The following is a 24507-nucleotide window of genomic DNA, read 5'->3' on the forward strand; positions in this document are numbered from 1 at the left end:
ACCATGGGAATCGAAGAGAAGCTGCCCAGTGGCATCCTGCTCACCTCGGTCGAGAAGCTGTCGAACTGGGCCCGCAAGTCGTCGTTCTGGGGCGCGACCTTCGGCCTGGCCTGTTGTGCCATCGAGATGATGGCGGCCGGCGGTCCGCACTACGATCTCGGCCGCTGGGGCATGGAGGTGTTCCGCGCCTCGCCCCGCCAGGCCGACCTGATGATCGTCGCGGGCCGGGTCAGCCAGAAGATGGCGCCGGTGGTCCGGCAGATCTACGACCAGATGCCGGAGCCCCGCTCGGTGATCTCGATGGGCGTCTGCGCCTCGTCCGGCGGCATGTTCAACAACTACGCCATCGTGCAGGGCGTGGACCACATCGTCCCGGTCGACATCTACCTGCCGGGCTGTCCGCCCAGGCCGGAGATGCTGATCGACGCGATCCTCAAGATGCGCGAGAAGGTGATGGCCCAGCCGCTCGGCCCCAACGGCCGCAAGATGCTGGAGCAACGCCGCGCCGAAGGAAAGCTGCCGATCGTCGCGCCGGGCGCCATGCCGTCGTCGTACCGGGCGGACAAGGTCCGCCGGGCGGAATGGACGCAGGCCGTCAAAGAAGGCCGCGAGGAGCAATTGCGGATCGAGAACTGGATGAAGCTCCAGCCGCATTTGCGGGAGGGTGGCAAATGACTATTCGACCCGGAACCGAGGGTGACGTTCCCGTCACCAAAACGAGTGGTGCCAATCTCGGCGCGCCCGCTCAGACACCGCCCAGCCCGGATAAGGGCATGTTCGGCGTCAAAGGCACCGGCGACGTCTCCGGCTTCGGTCGTCTGGTCCGCCCCCGACCTGCTGTTTTTGACAGCCCACGGCCGTACGGCGGGTATTTCGACGACGTCTATGACGCGTTGGAGGAAGCTTATCCGGCCTTCTCCGAAGCCATCGAGAAGGTGGTGGTGGATAGGGCGGAACTCACACTTCACATCAGGCCCGAGAGAATCAAGGACGTCTGTCAGGTAATGAGGGACGAAGGGTCTCTCCGGTTCGAGTTGTGCTCCTCCGTCGACTGCGTCGATTACCTGGGTTCGGACGAGCGGCGATTCCACATCGCTTATCAATTGACTTCGATGACGTACCGCCGGAGGGTGCGCCTCGAGGTGGCCGTCGCGGACGGCGTGCCCGTCCCGAGCGTCACCAGCGTCTACCCGACCGCCGACTGGCAGGAGCGGGAGGTCTACGACATGTTCGGCGTGGTCTTCGCCGGCCATCCCAATCTCACCCGGATCCTGATGCCGGACGACTGGGAGGGCCACCCCCAGCGCAAGGACTACCCGCTCGGCGGGGTGCCCGTGGAGTACAAGGGCGCCGAGATCCCGCCGCCCGACCAGCGGAGGGTCTACCAGTGACTACTTCTGAGTACGCGAGCGCGCGCGAGACCACCGAGGGCCGGGTCTTCACGGTCACCGGCGGCGACTGGGACAGCGTCACGTCCAGCATCGACCCGCTCAGCAACGAGAAGATCGTCGTCAACATGGGTCCGCAGCACCCGTCCACGCACGGCGTGCTCCGCCTCGTCCTGGAGCTGGAGGGCGAGACGGTGACCGAGGCCCGCCCGGTCGTCGGCTACCTGCACACCGGCATCGAGAAGAACCTGGAGTACCGCACCTGGACCCAGGGCGTCACGTTCGTCACGCGGATGGACTACCTGTCCAACATGTCGAACGAGGCGGCGTACTGCCTCGCGGTGGAGAAGCTGCTCGGTGTCACCGACCAGATCACCGAGCGGGCCACCACGATCCGGGTCCTCTTCATGGAGCTGCAGCGGATCGCCTCGCACCTGGTCTGGCTGGCCACCACCGGCATGGAGCTGGGCGCGATCTCGATGATGCTGTACGGCTTCCGGGAGCGGGAGTACATCCTCGACATCTTCGAGGAGACCTCCGGCCTGCGGATGAACAACGGTTACATCCGGCCCGGCGGCCTGGCCCAGGACCTGCCCGAGTCGGCGGTCAAGAAGATCCGGGACTTCCTCAAGTACCTGCCGAAGAAGCTCAAAGAGTACGAGGCGATGCTCTCCGGCCAGGTGATCTGGCAGCAGCGCACGCAGGGCGTCGCCGTCCTCGACGTGACCGGCTGCCTGGCGCTGGGCATCACCGGCCCGGTGCTGCGCTCCGCCGGCCTGCCCTGGGACCTGCGCAAGACGATGCCGTACTGCGGTTACGAGACGTACGAGTTCGATGTCCCGACCGCCACCACCGGCGACGTCTGGGGCCGGTACCTGGTCCGGCTGGCCGAGATCAAGGAGTCCCTGAAGATCGTCGAGCAGGCGCTCGACCGGCTCCGGCCCGGACCGATCTGGATCGCCGACAAGAAGATCGCCTGGCCCGCCCAGCTGGCGCTGGGCGTCGACGGACTCGGCAACTCCCTGGAGCACGTCGCCAAGATCATGGGTCAGTCGATGGAATCGCTGATCCACCACTTCAAGCTCGTGACCGAGGGCTTCCGGGTGCCGCCCGGCCAAGTCTACGTCGCGGTCGAGCACCCGCGGGGCGAACTCGGCGTTCACGCGGTTTCCGACGGTGGCACCCACCCGTACCGGGTGCACTACCGCGAGCCGAGCTTCGTCAACCTCCAGGCCATCCCCGCGATGGCCGAGGGCGCGCTGCTCGCCGACGTGATCGCCGGTGGCGCGTCGCTGGACCCCGTGATGGGTGGGTGTGATCGCTGATGACCGACATTGCCATCGAGTTCTCCCCGGCCGCCGCTCCGCTCGCGGAGAAGCTGCTCGGGTCCGCGCGGGAGATCCTCGCGCGGTACCCGGCCGGCCGGGAGCGCTCGGCGCTGCTGCCGCTGCTGCACCTGGTGCAGACCGAGGAGGGCTACGTCAGCCCGTCCGGGGTGGCCTTCTGCGCCGAGGTCCTGGGGATCAACAAGGCCCAGGTCGGCGCGGTCGCCACCTTCTACACCATGTACAAGCGCCGGCCGACCGGTGAGTACCTGGTCAGCGTCTGCACCAACACCCTGTGCAACGTGCTGGGCGGCCAGGAGGTCTACGACCGGCTGACCGAGCACCTCGGCGTCGGGCACGACGAGACCACCGCGGACGGCAAGATCACGCTGGAGCACGCCGAGTGCCTGGCGGCCTGCGACTACGCCCCGGTGGTGACCGTCAACTACGACTTCACCGTCGACCAGGCCACCCCGGAGTCGGCGGTCGAGCTGGTCGACAGCCTGGCCGCCGGCGAGCGGCCGACGCCCGCTCGCGGCGCGCGGATCTGCTCCCTCAAGGAGATGCAGTACCAGCTCGCCGGTTTCGCCGACCCCCGGGACGGCGCGGTCGGCGACGGGATGGCCGGCGCGCCCACCCTGCGCGGCGTCCGCCTGGCGCAGGAGCACGGGGTCGCCGTGGCCGGGTTCGACCCGGAGACCCCGATCACCAGGACCAAGCCGGCCCGGGAGGGCGACGCGCTGCCGACGCCGGCCCCGGTGGCGAACACCGCCGACGACAAGGCCACGGCGGAGAAACCCGGCAAGGTCGCCTCGGTGGTGAAGGCGGCGACGACAGCGGTCAAGGCGGTCGCCGGGAAGGTCGAGGAGCGCCGGCACGCCGGCCACCAGACCGAGGACCCGCAGATCCGTACCGCGGAACTCCGCAACCCCACCGCGAGCGAACCGGCCCAGCCCGGCGCGCAGGCCGGCGGTCCGCCGCCGGGGAACGCCGCCGAGAGGGCCGGCGCCGCGGCAAGCGCGCCGGCCGGTGACGGCAAACCGGCGGGGGACAGCCCGCGTACGCCCGACCCGTCGCGTGGCACCGAGGAGGAGAAATGACGCAACCCCGGCCGGAGGTGCTCCAGAAGCTCACCCCGGTGCTCACCAAGCGCTGGCTGTCGCCGGACGCCTGGCAGATCGGTGTCTACGAACGGCTGGACGGCTACCAGGCGCTGCGCAAGGCGCTCGACGTGCACCCGGACGACATGATCCAGCTGATCAAGGACTCCGGGCTGCGCGGTCGTGGCGGCGCCGGGTTCCCGACCGGCCTGAAGTGGGGGTTCATCCCGCAGGGCGACGGCAAACCGCACTACCTCGTGATCAACGCGGACGAGGGCGAGCCGGGGACCTGCAAGGACCTGCCGCTGATGACGTACGACCCGCACTCGCTGGTGGAGGGCGCGATCATCGCGTCGTACGCCATCCGCGCGAACCGGGCGTTCATCTACATCCGCGGCGAGGCCGTGCACGCCGCCCGCCGGCTGCGCAACGCGGTCAAGGAGGCGTACGCCGCCGGTTACCTCGGCGCGAACATCCTCGGCTCCGGCTTCGACCTGGAGCTGGTGGTGCACAGCGGCGCCGGCGCGTACATCTGCGGCGAGGAGACCGCGCTGCTCGACTCGCTGGAGGGCTTCCGCGGCCAGCCCCGGCTGCGCCCGCCGTTCCCGGCCATCGCCGGCCTGTACGCCAGCCCGACCGTGGTCAACAACGTCGGCACCATCGCCAGCGTGCCGTACATCGTGCTGGGCGGCGCCGACTGGTGGAAGAGCATGGGCACCGAGAAGTCGGCCGGCCCGATGATCTACTCGCTCTCCGGCCGGATCGCCAACCCCGGGCAGTACGAGTGCGGCCTGGGCATCACCCTGCGCGAGCTGATCGAGCTGGCCGGCGGCATGAAGCCCGGGCACAACCTCAAGTTCTGGACCCCGGGCGGCTCGTCCACCCCGATCCTGACCGCCGAGCACATCGACACCCCGATGGACTTCGAGGGGGTCGCGGCGGCCGGGTCGATCCTCGGCACCACGGCGATGCAGATCTTCTCGGACCAGGACTGCCCGGTCTACAACACCTGGCGGTGGCTGGAGTTCTACCACCACGAGTCGTGCGGCAAGTGCACCCCGTGCCGGGAGGGCAACTACTGGATGGTGCGCACCTACCGGCGGATCCTCGCCGGCCAGGGCACCTACGCCGACCTGGACACCCTGCAGGACACCGCGGACAACATCTTCGGCCGGTCCTTCTGCGGCCTCGGCGACGGCGCGGCGACGCCCGTCGTCTCGACGCTGAAGTGGTTCCGGGACGACTACCTCGGTTACATCGAGGGCCGCACGGCGCCGCGGCTCTCCGAGAAGTCCCTCGTAGGAGCGCACTGATGACTGATGTAGCCAAGCGGGCCGACCAGGTCACGCTGACCATCGACGGCGTCGAGGTCACCGCCGACAAGGGTGAGCTGCTGATCCGGGTCGCCGAGCGGATGGGCACCGCGATCCCGCGGTTCTGCGACCACCCGCTGCTGGCCCCGGCCGGCGCCTGCCGGCAGTGCCTGGTCGAGGTGGAGGGCCAGCGCAAGCCGGTCGCCTCGTGCACCCAGACGGTGGCCGACGGCATGGTGGTCAAGACCCAGCTCACCTCGCCGGTGGCGGCCAAGGCCCAGGCCGGCGTGATGGAGCTGCTGCTGATCAACCACCCGCTGGACTGCCCGACCTGTGACAAGGGCGGCGAGTGCCCGCTGCAGAACCAGGCGATGAGCACCGGCCGCGCGGACTCCCGGTTCCACGAGCACAAGCGGGAGTACGAGAAGCCGATCCACATCTCCAGCCAGGTGCTGCTGGACCGGGAGCGTTGCGTGCTCTGCCAGCGCTGCACCCGGTTCTCCGAGGAGATCGCCGGGGACAAGTTCATCGACCTGATGGACCGCTCCTCCGGCGAGCAGATCAACGTCTACCGGGACGACTTCTTCGGCGGCACGGGCACCGGCGACGGGCAGGTCGGCGAGGGCGCCGGCGACGTGGCGTTCAACTCGTACTTCTCCGGCAACACCATCCAGATCTGCCCGGTCGGCGCGCTGACCGGCGAGCAGTACCGGTTCCGGGCCCGCCCGTTCGACCTGGTCTCCTCGCCGACCAGCTGCGAGCACTGCGCGGCCGGCTGCGCCATGCGGGCCGACCACCGGCGCGGGAAGGTGCTGCGCCGGCTCGCCGGCGACGACCCGGCGGTGAACGAGGAGTGGAACTGCGACAAGGGCCGGTGGGGCTTCCGCTACGCCACGGCCACCGACCGGATCACCACGCCGCTGGTCCGGGACGCGCGTACCGGGCAGCTGCGCGAGGCGTCCTGGAGTGAGGCGCTGGTCGCCGCCGCGGAGGGGCTGAAAGCGGCTCGCGAGCGCGGGGTCGGGGTGCTGACCGGGGGCCGGCTGACGGTGGAGGACGCGTACGCGTACGCGAAATTCGCCCGTCTGGTCCTGGGCACCAACGACATCGACTTCCGGGCGCGGCCGGTGCGAGCCTCCGGCTCGCCGGCCGCGGACACCGAGGAGGCGGACTTCCTCGCGGCTGCGGTGGCCGGGGTCTCCGAGCTTTCGTACGCCGATGTCGAGGACGCCCCGTCCGCGCTCATCGTCGGGCTGGAGCCGGAGGAGGAGTGCCCGATCCTCTTCCTGCGCCTGCGCAAAGCGACGAAGCGGAGGAAGCTCAAGGTGACGGCGGTGGCGTCGCACCTGACCCGGGGTTACGAGAAACTCGGCGCCGCGCTCGTCCCGGCGGTCCCGGGCGACGAGGCCCGGCTGCTGAACACCGACCCGGCGGTCGCCGCGGCGCTCAGCGCGCCGGGCAGCGTGCTGCTGGTCGGCGAGCGGCTGGCCACCGTCCCGGGTGGACTCTCGGCGGCCGCGGCGCTGGCCACCCGCACCGGCGCCCGCCTCGCCTGGGTGCCGCGCCGGGCCGGCGACCGGGGCGCGCTGGACGCCGGTTGCCTGCCGAACCTGCTGCCCGGCGGCCGTCCGGTCGGCGACCCGGGCGCTCGGGCCGAGCTGGCGGTCTCCTGGTCGGTCGACGCGGGTGTGCTGCCCGCCACGCCGGGCCGGGACGTCGACGCGATCATCGCGGCGGCGGCCGACGGGACCCTCGGCGGCCTGCTGGTCGGCGGGGTGGACCCGGGCGACCTGGCCGACCCGGTCCGCGCCGAGCAGGCGTTCGACGCGGTGCCCTTCCTGGTCAGCCTGGAGCTGCGCCGGAGCGCGGTGACCGAGCGGGCCGACGTGGTGCTGCCGGTCGCGCCGGCCGCCGAGAAAGCCGGCACCTACATGGACTGGGAGGGCCGGCTGCGGTCCTTCGAGACGGTCCTGCGGGGCAGCACCGCGCTGACCGACGGCCGGGTGCTGGAGGCGATCGCCGCGCTGCTGGACGTCACCCTGAACACCGGTGACGTGCAGGCGGTACGCCGTGAGCTGGGAGCCATGCCGGCCGGCACGGCCCGCCCCGAGTCGCCGTCGATCGCCCCGGTGGCGCTCGCCGAGCCGGGCGAGCGGTCCGCCGTGCTGGCCACCTGGCACCAGCTGATCGACCTGGGCACCCTGCTGGACGGCGACGACGTGCTGGCCGGCACGGCCCGCCCGCCGGTGGCCCGGCTCGGCAAGGAGCTGGCCGAGGAGCTCGGGGTGGCCGACGGCGATCTGCTGACGGTGCACACCGACCGCGGCTCGGTGACCCTGCCGGCCGCGATCGCCGACCTGCCCCGGCAGGTGGTGTGGCTGCCCACGAACTCGCCGGGCTCGACGGTGCGCCGCAGCCTCGGCGTCACCGCCGGTGCGGTGGTCCGGTTGTCGGCCGGGCTGCCCGGTCCGATTCTCGCCGAGGGAGTTGACCAATGAACGTCCTGCTCGCGGCGACCGCGGAGGACCCCACCCTGCAGACGTTCGAGCAGGACGTCTGGTGGATCACGCTGATCAAGCTGCTCGGGCTCTTCGTGATGCTCCTGCTGCTGACGCTGTTCACGATCAACTACGAGCGCAAGGTCGTCGCCCGGATGGCGGTCCGGCCGGGCCCCAACCAGGTCGGGCCCAAGGGCTGGCTCACCTCGCTCAGTGACGGCCTCAAGCTGCCGTTCAAGGAGGAGATCATCCCGCGGACCGCCGACAAGGTGGTCTACTTCATCGCCCCGGTGATCTCGGCGACCACGGCGTTCACCGCGTTCTCGGTGATCCCGTTCGGCGGCGTGGTGACCATGTTCGGGCACCGGACCGCGCTGCAGCTCACCGACGTGCCGGTCTCGGTGCTGGTGCTGCTGGCCTGCTCCTCGATGAGCGTGTACGGCGTGGTGCTGGCCGGGTGGGCGTCCGGGTCGACGTACCCGCTGCTCGGCGGCCTGCGGTCGAGCGCGCAGATGATCTCGTACGAGGTGGCGATGGGCCTGTCCATCGTGGCGGTGTTCATGACGGCCGGCTCGATGAGCACCTCGCAGATCGTCGCCGCCCAGGCGTCCGGGGATCCCACCAAGATCTTCGGCGCCGAGATCACCATGCCCGGCTGGTACTGCCTGCAGCTGCTGCCGAGCTTCCTGATCTACATGATCGCCGCGGTCGGTGAGACCAACCGGGCGCCGTTCGACCTGCCCGAGGCGGAGTCCGAGCTGGTCGGCGGGTTCCACACGGAGTACTCGTCGTTCAAGTTCGCGCTCTTCTTCCTGGCCGAGTACATCAACATGATCACCGTCTCGGCGTTCTGCACCACGCTGTTCCTGGGCGGCTGGCGTGCGCCGTGGCCGATCACCGCGATCTGGGCCGGCGCCAACTCCGGCTACTTCGCGCTGATCTGGTTCTTCCTCAAGGTGTTCGCGCTGCTGTTCGGCTTCATCTGGCTGCGCGCCACGCTGCCCCGGATGCGCTACGACCAGTTCATGCGGTTCGGCTGGAAGGTGCTGATCCCGATCAACCTGGTCTGGATCCTCTTCCTGGCCTACTTCAAGATCGCCCGCAGCGGCGCCCTCTCCACCGAGACCCGATGGATCTCCACCGGGGCCATCGCACTGGTCGTGCTGGTGGTCGCCTGGGCCTGGCCGTCGAGCGACAAGAAGAAGGCCACGCCGGTCTCGCTCGAGGAGGAACTGGCCGCCCGACCGCCGGGCAGCTTCCCGGTCCCGCCGATCGACCTCCAGGTCCCGCCCAGCCCGCGGGCCCGCCGCGAGGTCGCCGAACGTGCCCCGGCCGCCGTCGGCGGCGACTCCGAGTCGAAGGAGGTGTGACGTGAACACGTTTACCGGCTCCTTCAAGGGCTTCGGCGTGACGTTCGCGCACATGTTCCGCAAGGTGATCACTACCGACTACCCGTTCTCCCCGCCCAAGCCGGCGCCGCGCTACCACGGGCGGCACATCCTCAACCGGCACCCGGACGGGCTGGAGAAGTGCATCGGCTGCGAGCTGTGCGCCTGGGCCTGCCCGGCCGACGCGATCTACGTCGAGGGCGGGGACAACACCGACGAGCAGCGGTTCTCGCCGGGTGAGCGGTACGCGAAGATCTACCAGATCAACTACACCCGCTGCATCTTCTGCGGGCTCTGCATCGAGGCCTGCCCGACCCGCTCGCTGACCATGAGCAACGAGTACGAGCTGGCCCGGGACAGCCGCCAGGACCTGATCTTCACGAAGAAGGAGCTCCTGGCCCCGCTGCTGCCCGGGATGGAGCAGCCGCCGCACCCGATGCGCCTGGGCGAGACCGACAAGGACTACTACGTCGGCGCGCTCACCAACCCGGGCACCTCGGCCGGCGCCGAGCGGGCGCCGTGGGCGGTCGACTCGGAGACCGAGGGGAGCGCGCAATGACGCAGGTTTCCACAGGCGAGGCCGTCGCCTTCTGGATCCTCGGCTCGCTGGCGGTGCTCGGCGCGCTCGGCATGGTGCTGGCCCGCAACGCTGTGCACTCCGCGCTGTGCCTGGTCGTCACGATGCTGAACCTCGGGATCCTCTACGTGATCAACCAGGCGCCGTTCCTCGGCTTCGTGCAGATCATCGTCTACACCGGCGCGATCATGATGCTGTTCCTGTTCGTGCTGATGCTTGTCGGCCGGGACGCCTCGGACTCGCTGATCGAGACGTTGCGCGGGCAGCGGATCGCGGCCATCGCGCTCGGCGCCGGGTTCGCCGGCCTGATCGCGACCGGTCTGGCCCGCGGGCTCGAGGACACCCCGACGGCGGGGCTGGAGGCGGCGAACGCCAACGGCAACGTGCAGGGACTGGCCTCGCTGCTGTTCACCAAGTACGTCTTCGCCTTCGAGGTCACCTCGGCCCTGCTGATCACCGCGGCGGTCGGCGCGATGATCCTGGCCCACGTCGAACGGGCCAAGGGCGACCGGGTCGACCAGGCGACCCGGATGAAGGAGCGCTTCCTGCCGGGCAACTACCCCGGACCGAAGCCCGGCCCCGGCGTCTACGCGAACACCATGTCGGTGGCCGCGCCGGCCCGTCTGCCGGACGGCAACGGGACGGAGAACAGCATCTCGCCGATCCTGCCGGTCCGGGAGCTGACGGCTTCCGAGGTCGCACCGAAGGGAACCGAAAAATGAGCGCGAAGCACTGGTCTTCGAACGGGGTGGCCCAGTGACCCCCGATTACTACCTCATCCTCGCGTCGATCCTGTTCACCATCGGCGCGGCCGGGGTGCTCATCCGGCGTAACGCGATCGTCCTGTTCATGTGCATCGAGCTGATGCTGAACGCGGCGAACCTGGCGCTGGTCACCTTCAGCCGGATCAACGGCGGCCTGGACGGCCAGATCATCTCGTTCTTCGTGATGGTCGTCGCCGCGGCCGAGGTCGTGGTCGGGCTGGCCATCATCATGTCGATCTTCCGTACGCGGCGCTCGGCGAGCGTCGACGACGCGAACCTCCTGAAGTACTGAAGGGGCCTGACGTGGAACACACTTACGCCCCCGCGACGGGAGTGCTGAGCGGCATCTGGCTGCTCGTGGCCATCCCGCTGGTCAGTGCGGCGATCCTGCTGCTGCTCGGCAAACGGGCCGACAAGTGGGGGCACTGGCTCGGCGTTCTGGCGGTGGCCAGTTCGTTCGTCCTGGGGCTGATCTTCTTCATCAAGCTGGGCGGGCTGCCCGACAAGGGACGGTCGGCCGAGCTCAGCCTCTTCGACTTCATCGACGTCGGCAGTCTGAAGGTTGACTTCGGGCTGCTCTTCGACCCGCTGTCCGGCGTCTTCGTCCTGCTGATCACCGGGGTCGGGTCGCTGATCCACCTGTACGCGGTCGGCTACATGGAGCACGACCCGGGGCGGCGCCGCTTCTTCGGGTACTTCAACCTGTTCGTCGCGGCGATGCTGCTGCTCGTCCTCGGCAACAACTACGTGATGCTGTACTTCGGCTGGGAGGGCGTCGGCCTGGCGTCGTACCTGCTGATCTCGTTCTGGTACACCCGGCCGTCGGCGGCCACCGCCGGCAAGAAGGCGTTCCTGATGAACCGGGTCGGCGACGCCGGCCTGGCGATCGGCATCTTCCTGATGTTCACCACGCTGGGCACCACCGACTACGCGGCGGTGTTCGCCGGGGCGGGCTCGCTGAGCTCCACCACGCTGCTGGTGATGGGCATCCTGCTGCTGCTCGGCGCGGCCGGTAAGTCCGGTCAGTTCCCGCTGCAGGCCTGGTTGCCGGACGCGATGGAGGGCCCGACGCCGGTGTCGGCGCTGATCCACGCGGCGACGATGGTGACCGCCGGCGTGTACCTGATCGCCCGGTCCAACCCGATCTTCTCGGCGAACGAGACGCTGCAACTGATCGTGGTCTGCGTCGGGGCGCTCACCCTGCTGATCGGCTGCGTCATCGGCGCGGCGAAGGACGACATCAAGCGGGTCCTGGCCTGGTCGACGGTCAGCCAGATCGGCTACATGTTCCTCGGCGTGGGGCTCGGCGGCGCGGCGTACGGGCTGGCCATCGTGCACCTGCTGGCGCACGGCTTCTTCAAGGCCAACATGTTCCTCGGGGCCGGGTCGGTCATGCACGGGATGCACGACCAGGTGGACATCCGCCGGTTCGGCGCGCTGGCCAAGCCGATGCGGATCACCTGGGCCACGTTCGCCACCGGCTGGCTGGCGATCATCGGCATCCCGCCGCTGTCCGGTTACTTCTCCAAGGAGCCGATCATCGCGGCCGCCTTCGAGCGGGAGACGACCTGGCAGGCCTGGCTCTTCGGGATGGCCGGGCTGCTCGGCGCCGGGCTCACCGCGTTCTACATGACTCGGCTCTTCGTGCTGACCTTCCACGGCCCGGCGCGCTGGACCGAGGAGAACCAGCACCCGCACGAGTCGCCGAAGATCATGACGATTCCGCTGATCCTGCTGGCGATCGGCTCGGTCGCGGCCGGTTACCTGATGAGCACCAGCGTGCCGGAATGGCTCAACCCGGTCTTCGGCGAGGAGCAGGCCGAGGCGACCGGTGTCCTCTCGCACAGCGTGATCACCATCCTGTCGGTGGTCGTTACGCTGATCGGCGCGGGCCTGGCCTGGACCCTGTTCCGGCGCGGTACGGCGCTCGAGCCGCAGCCGGCCGGCGTCGTGGTCACCGCGGCCCGGCGCAACCTCTACACCGACGCGTTCAACGAGGCGGTGTTCGAGCGGCCCGGCATCTATCTCACCCGGGCGCTCGTCTACCTGGACAGCAAGGGCATCGACGGCCTGGTGAACGGGCTGGCGGCGGCGGTCGGTGGCGGCTCCGGCCGGCTCCGGCGGCTGCAGACCGGGTTCGTCCGCTCCTACGCACTCTCCATGCTCACCGGCGCGATGCTCGTCGTGGGCGCCTTCCTTGCGATCCAGTTGGGGTGGCTCGCGTGACGAACCTTATTCGGACGGAAGTAGACATGCCCGATGAAGTCCGCGAGAGGGCGGAGGTCGAATGATGTCCGCTGATTTCCCGTTCCTTTCCGTCCTCACGCTGCTGCCGCTGGTCGGCGCGATAGCCGTGGCCTGCATCCCGCGGGCCAAGGCCGAACTGGCCAAGCTGGTCGCGCTGATCTGGTCGCTGGTCGTGCTGGCGCTCAGCATCGTCATGTGGGTGGCCTACACGGTCGACAGCACCGACCGGTTCCAGTTCCACGAGAAGTACGCCTGGATCCCGTCCTGGAACGCCAACTTCACCTTCGCCGCCGACGGCATCGCCCTGGTCATGCTGATGCTGATCGCGGTGCTCTTCCCGGTGGTGATCCTGGCGTCCTGGCACGACGTGGACCAGAGCCGGCGTTCCGCGCCGACCTACTTCGCCCTGCTGCTGGCCTTCGAGTTCACCATGATCGGGGTGTTCGCCGCGGCGGACGTCTTCCTGTTCTACGTGTTCTTCGAGATCATGCTGATCCCGATGTACTTCATCATCGGTTCCTTCGGCTCCGGCCAGAAGCAGTACGCAGCCGTGAAGTTCTTCCTCTACAGCCTGGTCGGCGGCCTCTTCATGCTGGCCGCGGTGATCGGGCTGTGGGTGGTCGGCGGGCACACCTTCGACTTCGCCGCGCTGGTCGAGGCGGGCAAGTCGATCGACCAGAACACCGCGCGGTGGCTGTTCCTCGGCTTCTTCGTGGCGTTCGCCATCAAGGCGCCGTTCTTCCCGTTCCACACCTGGCTGCCGGACTCCGGTGGCGCGGCTCCGGCCGGCGCCGCCGCGCTGCTGGTCGGCGTGATGGACAAGGTCGGCACGTTCGGCATCATCCGGTACTGCCTCCCGCTGTTCCCCGAGGCGTCGCGCTGGTTCGCCCCGGCCGCCCTGGTCCTCGCGGTCATCGGGATCATCTACGCGGCCCTGCTGGCGGTCGGGCAGAACGACCTGAAGCGCCTGGTGTCGTACACGTCGATCGCGCACTTCGGCTTCATCGGCATCGGCATCTTCGCCTTCACCACGCAGGGCGGCACCGGCTCGGTGCTCTACATGGTCAACCACGGCCTGGCCACCGGCCTGCTGTTCATCGTGGTCGGCATGTTCGTGGCCCGGCGCGGGTCGGCGCTGGTCAGCGACTTCGGCGGGGCCGGCAAGCTGGTCCCGGTGCTGGCCGGGGTGTTCTTCTTCGCCGGGCTGGCCTCGCTGGCGCTGCCCGGTACCGCGCCGTTCGTCAGTGAGTTCCTGGTGCTGATCGGCACGTTCAGCACGCACCAGCCGTACGCGGTGATCGCCACCGCGGGCATCATCCTGGCCGCCGCGTACGTGCTCTGGATGATCCAGCGGACCACGCAGGGCACCCTCAACCCGGCCCTGGACGAGGTGCCGGCCATGAAGCAGGACCTGAGCCTGCGGGAGAAGTTCGTGGTCGCCCCGCTGATCGTGCTCCTGCTGGTGCTCGGCTTCTATCCGAAACCGGTCACCGACGTGATCAACCCGGCGGTGCAGGCGACCCTGCAGGACGTCGGTAAGCAGGACCCGGCCCCGACGGTCGCGGATGGAAAGGCTGGCCGATAGTCATGGGAGACCTGAAACTACCCGCGATCGACTACGGCGCGCTGGCGCCCATGTTGATCCTGTTCGGGGTCGCCTGCCTCGGGGTCGTGCTCGAGGTGATCATCCCGCGTAGGCACCGCAACGTGGTCCAGCTGACCGTCGCGCTGCTCGGCGTGGTGGCCGCGCTGACCGTTCTGGTGATCAACCGGAACACCCGGATCGTCACCATCGGCGGGGCCATCGCCATCGACGGTCCGACGATCTTCCTGCAGGGCGCGATCCTGGTGCTCGGCGCGGTCTCGCTGTTCCTGATCGGCGAGCGGCAGGTGGAGGCGGGCGGTGCGTTCGTCGCCCAGGCGGCCGTGGTGGTCGGCTCCGACAAGGACAACCGGCAGGTCACCGGCCAGCCCGGTCTCACCGAGGTGTACCCGCTCACCGCGTTCGCGCTCGGCGGCATGCTGATGTTCGTGGCCGCCAACGACCTGCTCACCATGTTCGTGGCGCTGGAGGTCTTCTCGCTGCCGCTCTACCTGATGTGCGCGCTGGCCCGCCGCCGGCGCCTGCTCAGCCAGGAGGCCGCGCTCAAGTACTTCCTGCTCGGGTCGTACGCCTCGGCGTTCTTCCTGTTCGGCGTCGCGCTGCTGTACGGCTTCGCCGGCGGCGTGCAGCTCAGCGCCGTGCACGACGCGGTCGCCAACCCGCAGCGCAGTCAGCTGCTGCTCTACGGCGGCCTCGGCCTGGTGGCGATCGGCCTGCTCTTCAAGAGCGCGCTGGCCCCGTTCCACGTCTGGACCCCGGACGTCTACCAGGGCGCGCCCACCCCGATCACCGCGTTCATGGCGGCCTGCACCAAGGTCGCCGCGTTCGGGGCCCTGCTCCGGGTGCTCTACGTGGCGTTCGAGGGGGTGCGCTGGGACTTCCAGCCGGTGCTCGGCACTGTCGCGGCGCTCACCATGTTCGTCGGCGCGATCCTGGCGGTCACCCAGACCGACATGAAGCGGCTGCTGGCCTACTCGTCGATCGCCAACGCCGGTTACCTGATGGTCGGTGTCCTGGCGCTCAACCCGGACGGCCTGAGCAGCACGATGTTCTACCTGGTCGCCTACGGCTTCTCGGTGCTGGCCGCGTTCGCCATCGTGAGCCTGGTGCGCGACTCGGACGGCGAGGCCACCCACCTGTCCCGGTGGGCCGGGATCGGCCGGAAGAGCCCGCTGCTCGCCGGCATCTTCACCTTCATCCTGCTCGCCTTCGCCGGCATCCCGCTGACCAGCGGCTTCACCGCCAAGTTCGCGGTCTTCGGGGCGGCCATCGACGGCGGGCAGACCTGGCTGGTCATCTTCGGCGTGATCACCAGCATGCTGATCGCCTTCCCGTACCTGCGGGTGGTCGTGCTGATGTGGCTCTCCGAGCCGGGGGAGACCACGCCCGCGGTGTCCATCCCGGGCTTCCTCACCTCAGCCGCGCTGGGTATCGGGGTGATCGTCACGGTGGCACTCGGCGTGGTGCCGGCCCCGCTGATCGACCTGACCCGGGAGGCGTCGCAGTTCGTCCGATGATCCGATCCTGATCAGCGGCTCCGGCGTGATCGCCGGAGCCGCTGTCGTTTATCGATCAGCCGACGGCGGTCCACTGGAGAACGCCACCCGGGCGGCCGGGATGCCCGGCTGGCGGCGCTGCTCGTCGCGGACCGGCGACGCGCGGCCGCACAGCCCCGGAGCGGGCTGCGCTGCCCGGTGCCGGGAACTTCGGCGGACGAGATCCACCCGGAGCCGTCCGGCGATCTGAGGTGGTTCAACGGCCCCCGTCTCCACTCCGCGGGACGCATCCGATGCGGAACTGCCAAATGGCTGAGAGGTGCGCTGCCTCGGCGACGGCGGAAAGTCGCATATTCCGTACCCAAAAGCCGCGATCCCCACCTGAGCGGGCCCGGCGGCGTCGCAATGTCGGTTTTTTGATCTTGTGGCGCACACCCCTGGGACTGAAACGAGTGGACCGGTATGGCATCGTGGGACCGTGGTGAGCACCGGTGATCTGACGTTGTCGTCGCTGGGCCTCGACGTCGATCCCGCACTGGACGCGTCGGTGTCGGCGACGCTGGTGGCCGTTGAGGAAGCGCTGCGGGTGCATGTCGCCAGCGCCGACCCGCTGGTGGCCGAGGCCGCGCGGCATCTCGCCGACGCCGGGGGCAAGCGGCTGCGGCCGATCCTGGTGGCGCTGAGCGCGCAGTTCGGCGACCCGGCCCGCCCCGAGCTCGTCGACGCGGCGAACGTGGTGGAGCTGACCCACCTCGCGACGCTCTACCACGACGACGTGATGGACGAGGCGCCGGTTCGCCGCGGCACCCCGAGCGCCAACACCCGCTGGGGCAACTCGGTGGCCATCCTGGTCGGTGACTACCTCTTCGCCCAGGCCGCCGAGCTGGCCGCCAAGCTCGGCACCGAGGCGGTGCACCTGCAGGCGCAGACCTTCTCCCGCCTGGTGCACGGCCAGATCGCCGAGACCGTCGGCCCGCGCGACCGCGACCCCATCGAGCACTACCTCCAGGTCATCGCGGACAAGACCGGTTCGCTGATCGCCACCGCGGCCCGGTTCGGCGGCCTGTTCTCCGGCGCGTCCGCCGAGGTGACCGAGGCGCTGGCCGGTTACGGCGAGAAGATCGGCCTGGTCTTCCAGCTCTCCGACGACCTGCTGGACATCGCCTCCGAGTCGGTGCAGTCCGGCAAGACACCCGGTACCGATCTGCGCGAGGGCGTGCCGACGCTGCCGGTGCTCTACGCGCTGGCCAGCGACGACGCGGACCCGGCTGCGGTGCGGCTGCGCGAGCTGCTGTCCGCGGGGCCGATCACCGATGACGCGCTGCACGCCGAGGCGCTCACGCTGCTGCGTGAGTCGGCGGCGATGAAACAGGCGCGGGAGACGGTCCGGGGGTATGCGGAGGAGGCGCGGGCCCGGCTGGCGCCGCTGCCCGACGGCGACGCGAAGCGGGCGATGGAAGCCCTCTGCGACTACATCGCCGACCGCACGAATTAACAATCGATCCCACGCAGGCCGGTTTCCTGTCGCCTCCCAGCCGTGTCGCGCCGGGTTCTGTCGCGCCCGGGTCCTGTCGCGCCGGGTTCTGTCGCGCCCGGGTTTTTGTCGCGCCTGACCCCTTCGCGCCTGAGTTTTGTCGCGCCTGAGTTCTGTCGCGCCTGAGTTCTGTCGCGCCTGAGTTTTGTCGTGGGCCGGTTTGCCTTCGCGGAGCGGGCCACTGTCGCGGGGTGGGTTGCTGTCGCCGGACACCTCCAAGATCAAGTTCAAATTCCTGAGATCGATGACTCGGATCCGCGCTGATCACTGATCGTCGCTCCCGCCAGGGACCCTTCCGGGCCGGGCAGGACGCTGGCGCGTCCAAAACGCCCGACCCTCCAGGGCGACGTCCGCGGCTGGCCACGACCGCCAACCCCAACCCCACTCCGGCACCACCTCGGCTGGCACCCACGGTGGTGTCCGGGGTCGGGATACCACCGTCACGACCAGCCCGTGGCCGGCGAGTCCTGCCGGCTGGTGCTCAGGGTGGTGTCCCGCGCCCGGATGCCACCGTCACGACCAGCCGAATCCCGCCGGCTGGTGCTCAGGGTGGTGTCCGGGGTCTGGAGAGCACCGTGACGGCCAGCCGTGACTGGCGGGACTGATCGGCTGGTGCTGAGGGTGGTGTCCGGGGTCGGGATGCCACCGTGACGGCCAGCCCGTGGTCGGCGAGTCCTGCCGGCTGGTGCTCAGGGTGGTGTCCCGGGTCTGGAGAGCACCGTGACGGCCAGCCGTGACCGGCGAGAACGATCGGCTGGCGCTCACGGTGGTGTCGTGGGGCCGGAGAGCACCGCTACGGCCAGCCGTGACTGACGGGACTGATGGGCTGGCGCTCAGGGGCGTCTCCCGGGGCCGGGCACCACCGTGACGACCAGCCGGCGGGGTTGGGGGTTTGGGCGGACTGCCGGTAGGGGTGGTTTGGCCCGGATGCGGCCTCGCGGTCGTGAGGTGGGGGCGGCCTGGCGTCGAGGCACGGGACGGGGTTGTGCGGTTGGGGCGGGGGTTGGGCGTACCGGAAGAGGGTTTAGCGGGTCTGAGGGCCGGCGTGGGTCTTGCTGGGGCTGGGCCTTGGGTGGGAAATGGCCGAAGGGTCAATCGGGCGGCCGGAGAGACCGGTGTCGAAACAGAAATGGTCGTGGCCGGCTCGCGAACTCGGCCGGTGTGGCGTTTTGCCTGTTCGGCGTGGAGTTTTGGGGCTGATTCGGGGGAGATGGCGGCGGACGCAGACTAAGCCAATTCGGGCACGTTCGGACACGCGCCGTCCCATTGATCACACCCGCTGTGCAAATCGACCGTGATCCACATGGTTTTGGCATTCCGTCCACGGATGATTCTTCATATGGTGTAAGTCCCTGGCCTCGGAGGTAGCTGTGCGTGACCCCCTAGCGGAGCCGTCAGATCTCATCCGGAGCGTGTCGCGTGCCCTGCGTGTCCTGGAGTCGGTCGGCCGGGCTCCGCGCGGGCTCACGGTGAAACAAATCGCCCGGCGCTGTGAGCTGACCGTCGCGACGACCTATCACCTCGTGCGCACGCTGGCCTATGAGGGCTACGTGATCAGGCGCGAGGACGGCACCTACATCGTGGGCCTGGAGATCGCGGACCGATACCGCGAACTCGTCTCGGCCTTCCGCGGCCCGCCCGCTGTCGGCGACGCGCTCCGCCGTGCCGCGCTCGACACCGGATACAGCCACTACCTGGGCCGGTTCGTCGGTGGCCGGATCGCTGTCACGGCGTCCGCCGAGGGCGCCCGATCGCCGTTCCTGGACGACATCGCGCCCGGGTTCGACGAGGGCGGTCACGCCACCGCGCTGGGCAAGGCGCTGCTCGCCACGCTCACCCCCGATCAGCGGGGGAGATATCTGCGGGACTACGGCATGCGGGCGTTCACGCCGACCACGCTGACCACGCCCGAGGCGCTCGAGGCCGACCTGGCGGCCGGGGAGCGGCGCGGGATGCAGATCGAGATGGGACAGTTCCGGCAGGGGCTGGCCTCGGCGGCGGTGGTGGTGGTCGCCGACCGGGACATGGAGCGGCGGCTGGTGCTCGCCTGCTCGATGCCGGCCGCGGAGATGCTCACCTCGGCCCGGGTGGTGCGCGCCAAGCTGACCGCCGCCGCGCGGAACGTCGCGGAGGCGTTGTCCGGAGGCGAGTCCGCCACGGCCTGATCCGGCTGCCGCAAAACTTTGTGTTTTCGCAGCCCCGGGACTGTTGTGTGACTGAATCGCTACAGCTTGAGGTGCGGTTTTAATGGATATTTGAACCTCCACGCCGGTTACCGCGTACCAGAGTGCGGATGACGGAATGCCGGGCTGGAGGCGGACAGATGCGCTGTGAGGACGGGCACGACGACGCCGCGTACGTCCTCGGTGCGCTGTCACCGGCGGAGCGCGCGGCCTACGAACAGCACCTGGCGACCTGCTCGTTCTGCCGGGAGGCGGTGGCCGATCTGTCCCGGGTGCCGGACATGCTGGACCGGCTCGACGCCGACGAGTTCGTGCGCCTGCTGGATCCGTCGCTGTCCGCGCCGGCCCCGAATCGCTCCTACCAGCCGGTCCCGCCACGGCGGACCTTTTCGGTACGCGCGCTCAGCAGCGTGGCGGCGCTGGTGCTGGTCGTGCTGCTCGGCGGTGGCGCCGGCTGGTGGCTGTTGAACCGGCCGGAGCCGGGGAGCGCGGCGAGCGGGCCGGCGATCGCGATGACCGCCGTGGACGCGCAGTCGCCGATCTCCGCGAACATCCGGCTGACCGGCACGTCGGGCGGGACCAGGGTGGAGATGGTCTGCCGGTACGCGGAGAGCGCGAAGCCGTACACGTTCTGGCTGGTCGCCCACGGGCCCGATGACCAGAGTGAGCAGTTGGGGTCCTGGATGGCGCATCCCGGGGCGGAGTTCCGGATGCAGGCCAGCACGCACTTCCCGGTGGAGAGTCTGGACCGGCTGGATCTGGTCCGCTTCGACGGCAAGGTCATGCTGACCTACCGGCCTCGCTGACCTCTCAGGCGGTTGCGGTTCGCTGGGCGGTCTCGGTGCCGGCCCGGAGCCGGGCGGCCGCGCGGGCGCTGCGGATGCCGTCCCCGGTGAAGATGACCAGGGCGATCCAGACCAGGCCGAACCCGGCCAGCCGGGCCGCCGGCATCGGCTCGTGGTAGATCAGCACGCCGCAGGCGAGCTGCAGGATCGGCGCGACGTACTGCAGGATGCCGAGGCCGACCAGCGGGACCCGGTTCGCCGCGGCGGCGAAGAGCAGCAACGGTACGGCGGTGGCCACGCCGGCGAACAGCATCAGCGCGGTGTGCCCCGCCGAGACGTGCCCGAACTCGGCTCCGCCGGCAAGGTTGAGCCAGGTCAGGTAGCCGAGCGCGGGCAGCGCCAGAACCGCCGACTCGACGAACATCCCCTCGGCCGGCGGCAACGACATCCGCTTCTTGATCAAGCTGTAGGAGCCGAACGAGGCGGCCAGCACCAACGCGATGTACGGCAGCCGGCCGTAGTCGACGGCGAGGACGGCGACCGCCACCCCGCCGATGCCGACCGCCAGCCACTGCCAGATCCGCAGTCGCTCGCGTTGCACTGTCACGCCGAGCAGGACCACGACCAGCGGGGTGATGAAGTAGCCGAGCGCGGTCTCGACGACCCGCGAGGAGTTCACCCCGTAGATGTAGGTCGCCCAGTTCACCCCGATCAGCACGGCCGCGGCGGTGATGCCGCCGAGCAGGCGCGGGGTGCGCAGCACGCGACCCAGGAAGCTCCAGTTGCGCATCGCGGTGAGCAGCAGGGCGACGAAGGCGGCCGACCAGATGACTCGGTGGGCCAGAATCTCCAGCGGGGGCGACGGCTGCAGCAGCTTGAAGTAGATCGGGAAGAAACCCCAGATCACGTACGCCGTGAAGCCGTACAGATAACCGCGCCGCTCGTCGCTCATGCCCTCACCGTAAGGTCGGGGTGCGGCTCTGGTCCTTGCGTATATCCCAGCTCACAGGGCCAATCGCGCCGCGCTGGCCTGCCCTGGTTCCGGTCGGCGCGGGTTTCTCGCGGCGCTGACACCGCTGTCCGGCACGGGCCGGCCGCTCGGGTTTCCGTTCGCGCACGTGATCGCGGGGCGCCGTCCGGCGCCCCGCGATGGTCACGGCTGGTGGCGTGGCGGGATCAGTCGTCGCCGTCCGGGACCAGCATGTTCAGCACCCAGCTGACGATGCCGACCAGCAGTGCGCCGAGGACCGCGGCCACGAAGCCGTCGACGTGGAAGCCCAGGTCGAGCTTGCCCGCGATCCAGCTGGTCAGCAAGAACAGCAGACCGTTCACCAGGAGCGCGACCAGGCCGAGGGTGAAGACGTAGAGCCCGCAGCCGACCGTCTTGATGATCGGCCGAAGGATCGCGTTCACCAGACCGAAGATCGCCGCGACCGCGAGGAGCGTGCCGGCCTTACCGGTCGTGCTGTCCGCGGAAAGCTGGATCCCGTCGATGACCAGGGTCGCGATCCACAGCGAGATGGCCGTGATCACGAGCCGGATGATGATGCCCATGGCAGGGGATCGTGCCACGGCCGTGCCAGCGACGGGTACAACACTCCGCGATCTTCATCCACCCGTCGCCCGAAGATTCCGGCATATCGAGTCCTATCGCTCATCTTCCGGACGGTCCAAGCCGCCGAACAGCACCTTCTCGACGGGGGTCGGTGCCAGCAGTGCCCAGCGCACGGCCGGCGGACTCAGCACGCCGAGCATGCCGGGGCGCATCCGGCCCAGCAGCCGCGTGGTGTCACCGAGGTCGAGCACCTCGCCGATCAGTTCCGCCTCGGCCTCCCGAAGCGGCTGCACCAACAGCAGATCCGCCCGGCTGATCGCGCCCGCGTCGCCCGGCCCGATGGTCTCTCGCACGGTCAGCGTCGCCGTCCACGGTCCGCCCTCGAACCGCCTCTGCGCCTGGTGGTCCAGCTGGTCACCCTGCTCATCCGGCCCGCCGCCGTGCGGTCCGCCGCTGTCCTGACCCGGACCGGCGAGGTCGTGCGGCCGGCTGGGCCCCAGATCGGATCTGTCGGTGCCGGCCTCGGGCGCCTTCGGCGGGTCCGGGTCGCCGGGTCTGTGTGGCCTGGCTGAGCCCACCGGGGTCACTCCTGGTGCGGGCCCTGTGGCTGGTCCGGCGCCGGATGTCTGCCCTGGTGCCGCTGCCCCCACGATGGATGAGGGATCGGTCGGCGGTGCCGGGTCGAGGACGGTCAGGACGGGATGCAGTGTGGAGCCGGGTGGCGGTGCGGCCGGATGGTCGAACGGCACGATGCCGATGGCGTCGCCGGGCACGGAGGCGCCGCGGGCGAAGGCGGTCCAGTCCGGCGGGCGGTGGGTGCGGACCAGCACCCGGGCGCCGATCGCCATCGCGCGGAACGCCGTCAGCTGGGCGCTGCGGAGGCTTCCGACCAGCAGGATCCGCGTGTGCACCGGACGGAACACCCGGACCAGCACCGGATGGCCCTGCCGGGTGCGGCCGATCGCGAGTCCGGACCAGCCGGTCGGCACGGCCAGCCGCCCGAATGCTCCGGTCACCGGGGAGCCCCTCGACGTCCACTGCCGGCCGGGCGGTGGCTCGGGGCCGGCGAGAGCGAGCGGCAGCGTGGTGCCGAGGCCGGGCAGGTGGTCGCCGTCCCGCCGGTGGAGCCGGATCTGGCCCCGGGCGGTCAGCTCGCGGAGGGCGGCTGTCGCCGCGTCGAGGGTGGCCGGGTCGGGTGCGGCCAGCCGCACGGCCAGCGTGACGGGTAAGGGGTCGCGCGGTGGCCGGTCACCCGCCGCGGAACTGTGCGGCGGCCGGTCGAGTTCCGGCGGCTCGTGGCGTCGTCCGGCCGGTCCGATGGAGTCATGGGGTGGCCCGGTGCGTGCGACCTGCGGTTCCTCGATGAGCCCGAACGGGTCGTGAGGTGGTTGGCCTCGGCGGGCGGAGGCGTGTGAACGGGCGCGCTTCGGCGGGGTCCGTCGTCGCCGGGCGGGGCTCGGCGGGGTGGGTGACTCCTGGGCGGGCACGTCGGCGGTGAGGGTCACGGTGGTCGCCGTGGCCGGGAGCAGGAGCAGCCGGGCCAGCAGCTCGGCGGAGAGGCCGGCACCGCCCGGCGCGTGGCCGTGGAACGTCACCTGGGACAGGGCGCCGGTCCGGAGCGCCGTCCACTCCTCGTGGATCGGGGCGGCTGGGTCGGCGTACGAAAGGTCGAAGAAGAGACGGGCGGCCTCGGGCCGGTCGAGGGGTTGCGCCGTCAGGCGCTTGGCCAGTTTGCGAACCTGACTTGTCAGGACTCGGCGCAGCTCGCTGTCGGACCAGTCGGCCGCCCGCGAGACGTGGACGGCGAGCACCGCCCGGGCGTGCCCGAGCACCCGCCCCTCGGTGAGCATCCGGTAGGAGCCGGCCACCGGGCCGGTCCCAGCCGCGGCGGTGGGCGCCGGCACTCCGGTGAGCAGCAGCTGAAGACGGCCGGGCGGCCGGTCGCGACCGTCGGTGGGCAGCAGCTCCCAGGGCGCGGGCAGATCCGGTCTGACCTCGGCGAGCAGGGTGGCTGGGTCGCCCAGGTCGAGCAGCATGGTGAGGCCGCGGGCATCGGTCAGCACGGCAGCCGGACCACCGGGAAGGTCCGTCGACGTCACCCGGGTGCCGGGAGCGGTGAGACCGAGAGCGGTGGCGGCCGTCCGGAGGGGAGCACCCGGCGGTGGCCCGGTCGAGGCCGGGTGGTGGGCAGCGAAGAGCCGGGCGGCGGCTCGGCGGCGAGCCCTGAGCCGCAGCACGGCGGCCATCCAGGCGAAGGCCCAGCGGTCGCGGACGCGCAGCCAGGTCAGCGCCAGGGTGAGGGCGGCGCACGCGATGGCGGCGAGCAGGGTGAAGCCGCCCGCGACGACGCCGGCCAGAACCAGGCCGGCGGCTGTCTGGGTGGCGATCACCTGGTGCAGGCCCAGCTGATAGGTCCGTCGGGCGGGCCTCGTGGGCCCGTCGGCGGATCGCCGCGGTGGTGTCAGGTCCGTCGTCACGCCACCTCCCCGATCACGTCTTACATCGATCATCGTGCGCGGCCATGGTAGGCCGGAAGCCGGATCTGCCGGGCCGGTTGTCCACAGGCGAGAGTTGTCCACAGGTTCGACATCGGGGGTTTCGCCGCCTGCCGCCGATCCCCTAGCGTCGAAGTCCGGAGCGCGATCGGCCCGTCACTCTTGAGTGTCGATGCCTGGTCACGCCGGTAAACCTGATGACACATGTCGATACTCGGACGACCGCGGCGACATGTCCACACCGGAATGGGGTGAC

At 70.0% G+C, this 24507-nt stretch carries 19 protein-coding genes; 16 read left to right on the top strand and 3 right to left on the bottom strand.

Annotated elements, in window-relative coordinates; translation table 11 throughout:
- The first annotated feature begins 3 nt into the window (after window positions 1-3).
- The 16 genes from Actob_RS01195 to Actob_RS01270 all read left to right on the top strand — a co-directional run bounded on the left by Actob_RS01195 (window position 4) and on the right by Actob_RS01270 (window position 20222).
- Window positions 4-675, top strand: coding sequence for a NuoB/complex I 20 kDa subunit family protein (locus tag Actob_RS01195; protein WP_284922202.1), 672 nt, complete (start codon window positions 4-6; stop codon window positions 673-675).
- Window positions 672-1391: an NADH-quinone oxidoreductase subunit C gene (locus Actob_RS01200; RefSeq protein WP_284918074.1), complete on the top strand. Its 720-nt coding sequence runs from the start codon at window positions 672-674 to the stop codon at window positions 1389-1391. The genes Actob_RS01195 and Actob_RS01200 overlap by 4 nt, the downstream gene beginning before the upstream one ends.
- The gene (locus tag Actob_RS01205; RefSeq protein WP_284918075.1) at window positions 1388-2713 is read left to right on the top strand and encodes an NADH-quinone oxidoreductase subunit D; all 1326 of its coding nucleotides are present in this window, start codon (window positions 1388-1390) and stop codon (window positions 2711-2713) included. Before Actob_RS01200 ends, Actob_RS01205 begins: the two co-directional genes overlap by 4 nt.
- A complete protein-coding gene (gene nuoE / locus Actob_RS01210; protein WP_284918076.1) occupies window positions 2713-3813 on the top strand; it encodes an NADH-quinone oxidoreductase subunit NuoE in 1101 nt (366 codons plus the stop codon). Before Actob_RS01205 ends, nuoE begins: the two co-directional genes overlap by 1 nt.
- Entirely contained in the window at window positions 3810-5126 is a 1317-nt protein-coding gene (gene nuoF, locus Actob_RS01215) for an NADH-quinone oxidoreductase subunit NuoF (RefSeq protein WP_284918077.1), read from the top strand. The genes nuoE and nuoF overlap by 4 nt, the downstream gene beginning before the upstream one ends.
- Window positions 5126-7624: an NADH-quinone oxidoreductase subunit G gene (locus tag Actob_RS01220; RefSeq protein WP_284918078.1), complete on the top strand. Its 2499-nt coding sequence runs from the start codon at window positions 5126-5128 to the stop codon at window positions 7622-7624. The genes nuoF and Actob_RS01220 overlap by 1 nt, the downstream gene beginning before the upstream one ends.
- Window positions 7621-8994, top strand: a complete 1374-nt coding sequence (gene nuoH, locus Actob_RS01225) for an NADH-quinone oxidoreductase subunit NuoH (protein WP_284918079.1) — start codon at window positions 7621-7623, stop codon at window positions 8992-8994. Before Actob_RS01220 ends, nuoH begins: the two co-directional genes overlap by 4 nt.
- A 1-nt stretch (window position 8995) precedes the next feature.
- A complete protein-coding gene (gene nuoI / locus Actob_RS01230; protein WP_328518409.1) occupies window positions 8996-9571 on the top strand; it encodes an NADH-quinone oxidoreductase subunit NuoI in 576 nt (191 codons plus the stop codon).
- A complete protein-coding gene (locus Actob_RS01235) occupies window positions 9568-10311 on the top strand; it encodes an NADH-quinone oxidoreductase subunit J (RefSeq protein ID WP_284918080.1) in 744 nt (247 codons plus the stop codon). The genes nuoI and Actob_RS01235 overlap by 4 nt, the downstream gene beginning before the upstream one ends.
- Window positions 10312-10345: 34 nt before the next feature.
- Window positions 10346-10645, top strand: a complete 300-nt coding sequence (gene nuoK / locus Actob_RS01240; protein WP_284918081.1) for an NADH-quinone oxidoreductase subunit NuoK — start codon at window positions 10346-10348, stop codon at window positions 10643-10645.
- Window positions 10646-10656: 11 nt separating this feature from the next.
- On the top strand, window positions 10657-12579 hold the full coding sequence (gene nuoL, locus Actob_RS01245; protein ID WP_284918082.1) for an NADH-quinone oxidoreductase subunit L: 1923 nt from the start codon (window positions 10657-10659) through the stop codon (window positions 12577-12579).
- A gap of 64 nt (window positions 12580-12643) precedes the next feature.
- Window positions 12644-14185: an NADH-quinone oxidoreductase subunit M gene (locus Actob_RS01250; protein ID WP_284918083.1), complete on the top strand. Its 1542-nt coding sequence runs from the start codon at window positions 12644-12646 to the stop codon at window positions 14183-14185.
- A gap of 2 nt (window positions 14186-14187) precedes the next feature.
- Window positions 14188-15720, top strand: coding sequence for an NADH-quinone oxidoreductase subunit NuoN (gene nuoN / locus Actob_RS01255; protein ID WP_284918084.1), 1533 nt, complete (start codon window positions 14188-14190; stop codon window positions 15718-15720).
- 460 nt (window positions 15721-16180) lie between these two features.
- Window positions 16181-17194 (top strand): polyprenyl synthetase family protein, encoded by a 1014-nt coding sequence (locus tag Actob_RS01260; RefSeq protein ID WP_407653682.1) that lies wholly within the window; start codon window positions 16181-16183, stop codon window positions 17192-17194.
- 1409 nt (window positions 17195-18603) lie between these two features.
- Window positions 18604-19398, top strand: a complete 795-nt coding sequence (locus Actob_RS01265) for an IclR family transcriptional regulator (RefSeq protein ID WP_185038834.1) — start codon at window positions 18604-18606, stop codon at window positions 19396-19398.
- A gap of 158 nt (window positions 19399-19556) precedes the next feature.
- A complete protein-coding gene (locus Actob_RS01270; RefSeq protein ID WP_284918086.1) occupies window positions 19557-20222 on the top strand; it encodes an anti-sigma factor family protein in 666 nt (221 codons plus the stop codon).
- Window positions 20223-20226: 4 nt separating this feature from the next.
- On the opposite strand, the gene rarD is transcribed toward Actob_RS01270, so the two are convergent.
- The 3 genes from rarD to Actob_RS01285 all read right to left on the bottom strand — a co-directional run bounded on the left by rarD (window position 20227) and on the right by Actob_RS01285 (window position 24233).
- Complete coding sequence (rarD, locus tag Actob_RS01275) at window positions 20227-21153, bottom strand: EamA family transporter RarD (protein WP_284918087.1); 927 nt, start codon at window positions 21151-21153, stop codon at window positions 20227-20229.
- Window positions 21154-21377: 224 nt separating this feature from the next.
- Window positions 21378-21755 (bottom strand): phage holin family protein, encoded by a 378-nt coding sequence (locus tag Actob_RS01280; RefSeq protein ID WP_284918088.1) that lies wholly within the window; start codon window positions 21753-21755, stop codon window positions 21378-21380.
- Window positions 21756-21848: 93 nt separating this feature from the next.
- The gene (locus Actob_RS01285) at window positions 21849-24233 is read right to left on the bottom strand and encodes a hypothetical protein (RefSeq protein WP_284918089.1); all 2385 of its coding nucleotides are present in this window, start codon (window positions 24231-24233) and stop codon (window positions 21849-21851) included.
- Window positions 24234-24507 lie beyond the last annotated feature (274 nt).

The sequence above is a fragment of the Actinoplanes oblitus genome (assembly GCF_030252345.1).
Classification (GTDB): domain Bacteria; phylum Actinomycetota; class Actinomycetes; order Mycobacteriales; family Micromonosporaceae; genus Actinoplanes; species Actinoplanes oblitus.

Excerpts from the sequence above, each read along its gene's own strand:
- Actob_RS01195 (WP_284922202.1), top strand. The coding sequence starts at position 4 with ATGGGAATCGAAGAGAAGCTGCCCAGTGGCATCCTGCTCACCTCGGTC.
- Actob_RS01200 (WP_284918074.1), top strand. The coding sequence starts at position 672 with ATGACTATTCGACCCGGAACCGAGGGTGACGTTCCCGTCACCAAAACG.
- nuoE (WP_284918076.1), top strand. The coding sequence starts at position 2,713 with ATGACCGACATTGCCATCGAGTTCTCCCCGGCCGCCGCTCCGCTCGCG.
- nuoF (WP_284918077.1), top strand. The coding sequence starts at position 3,810 with ATGACGCAACCCCGGCCGGAGGTGCTCCAGAAGCTCACCCCGGTGCTC.
- Actob_RS01220 (WP_284918078.1), top strand. The coding sequence starts at position 5,126 with ATGACTGATGTAGCCAAGCGGGCCGACCAGGTCACGCTGACCATCGAC.
- nuoH (WP_284918079.1), top strand. The coding sequence starts at position 7,621 with ATGAACGTCCTGCTCGCGGCGACCGCGGAGGACCCCACCCTGCAGACG.
- Actob_RS01235 (WP_284918080.1), top strand. The coding sequence starts at position 9,568 with ATGACGCAGGTTTCCACAGGCGAGGCCGTCGCCTTCTGGATCCTCGGC.
- Actob_RS01250 (WP_284918083.1), top strand. The coding sequence starts at position 12,644 with ATGTCCGCTGATTTCCCGTTCCTTTCCGTCCTCACGCTGCTGCCGCTG.
- nuoN (WP_284918084.1), top strand. The coding sequence starts at position 14,188 with ATGGGAGACCTGAAACTACCCGCGATCGACTACGGCGCGCTGGCGCCC.
- Actob_RS01270 (WP_284918086.1), top strand. The coding sequence starts at position 19,557 with ATGCGCTGTGAGGACGGGCACGACGACGCCGCGTACGTCCTCGGTGCG.
- rarD (WP_284918087.1), bottom strand. The coding sequence starts at position 21,153 with ATGAGCGACGAGCGGCGCGGTTATCTGTACGGCTTCACGGCGTACGTG.
- Actob_RS01280 (WP_284918088.1), bottom strand. The coding sequence starts at position 21,755 with ATGGGCATCATCATCCGGCTCGTGATCACGGCCATCTCGCTGTGGATC.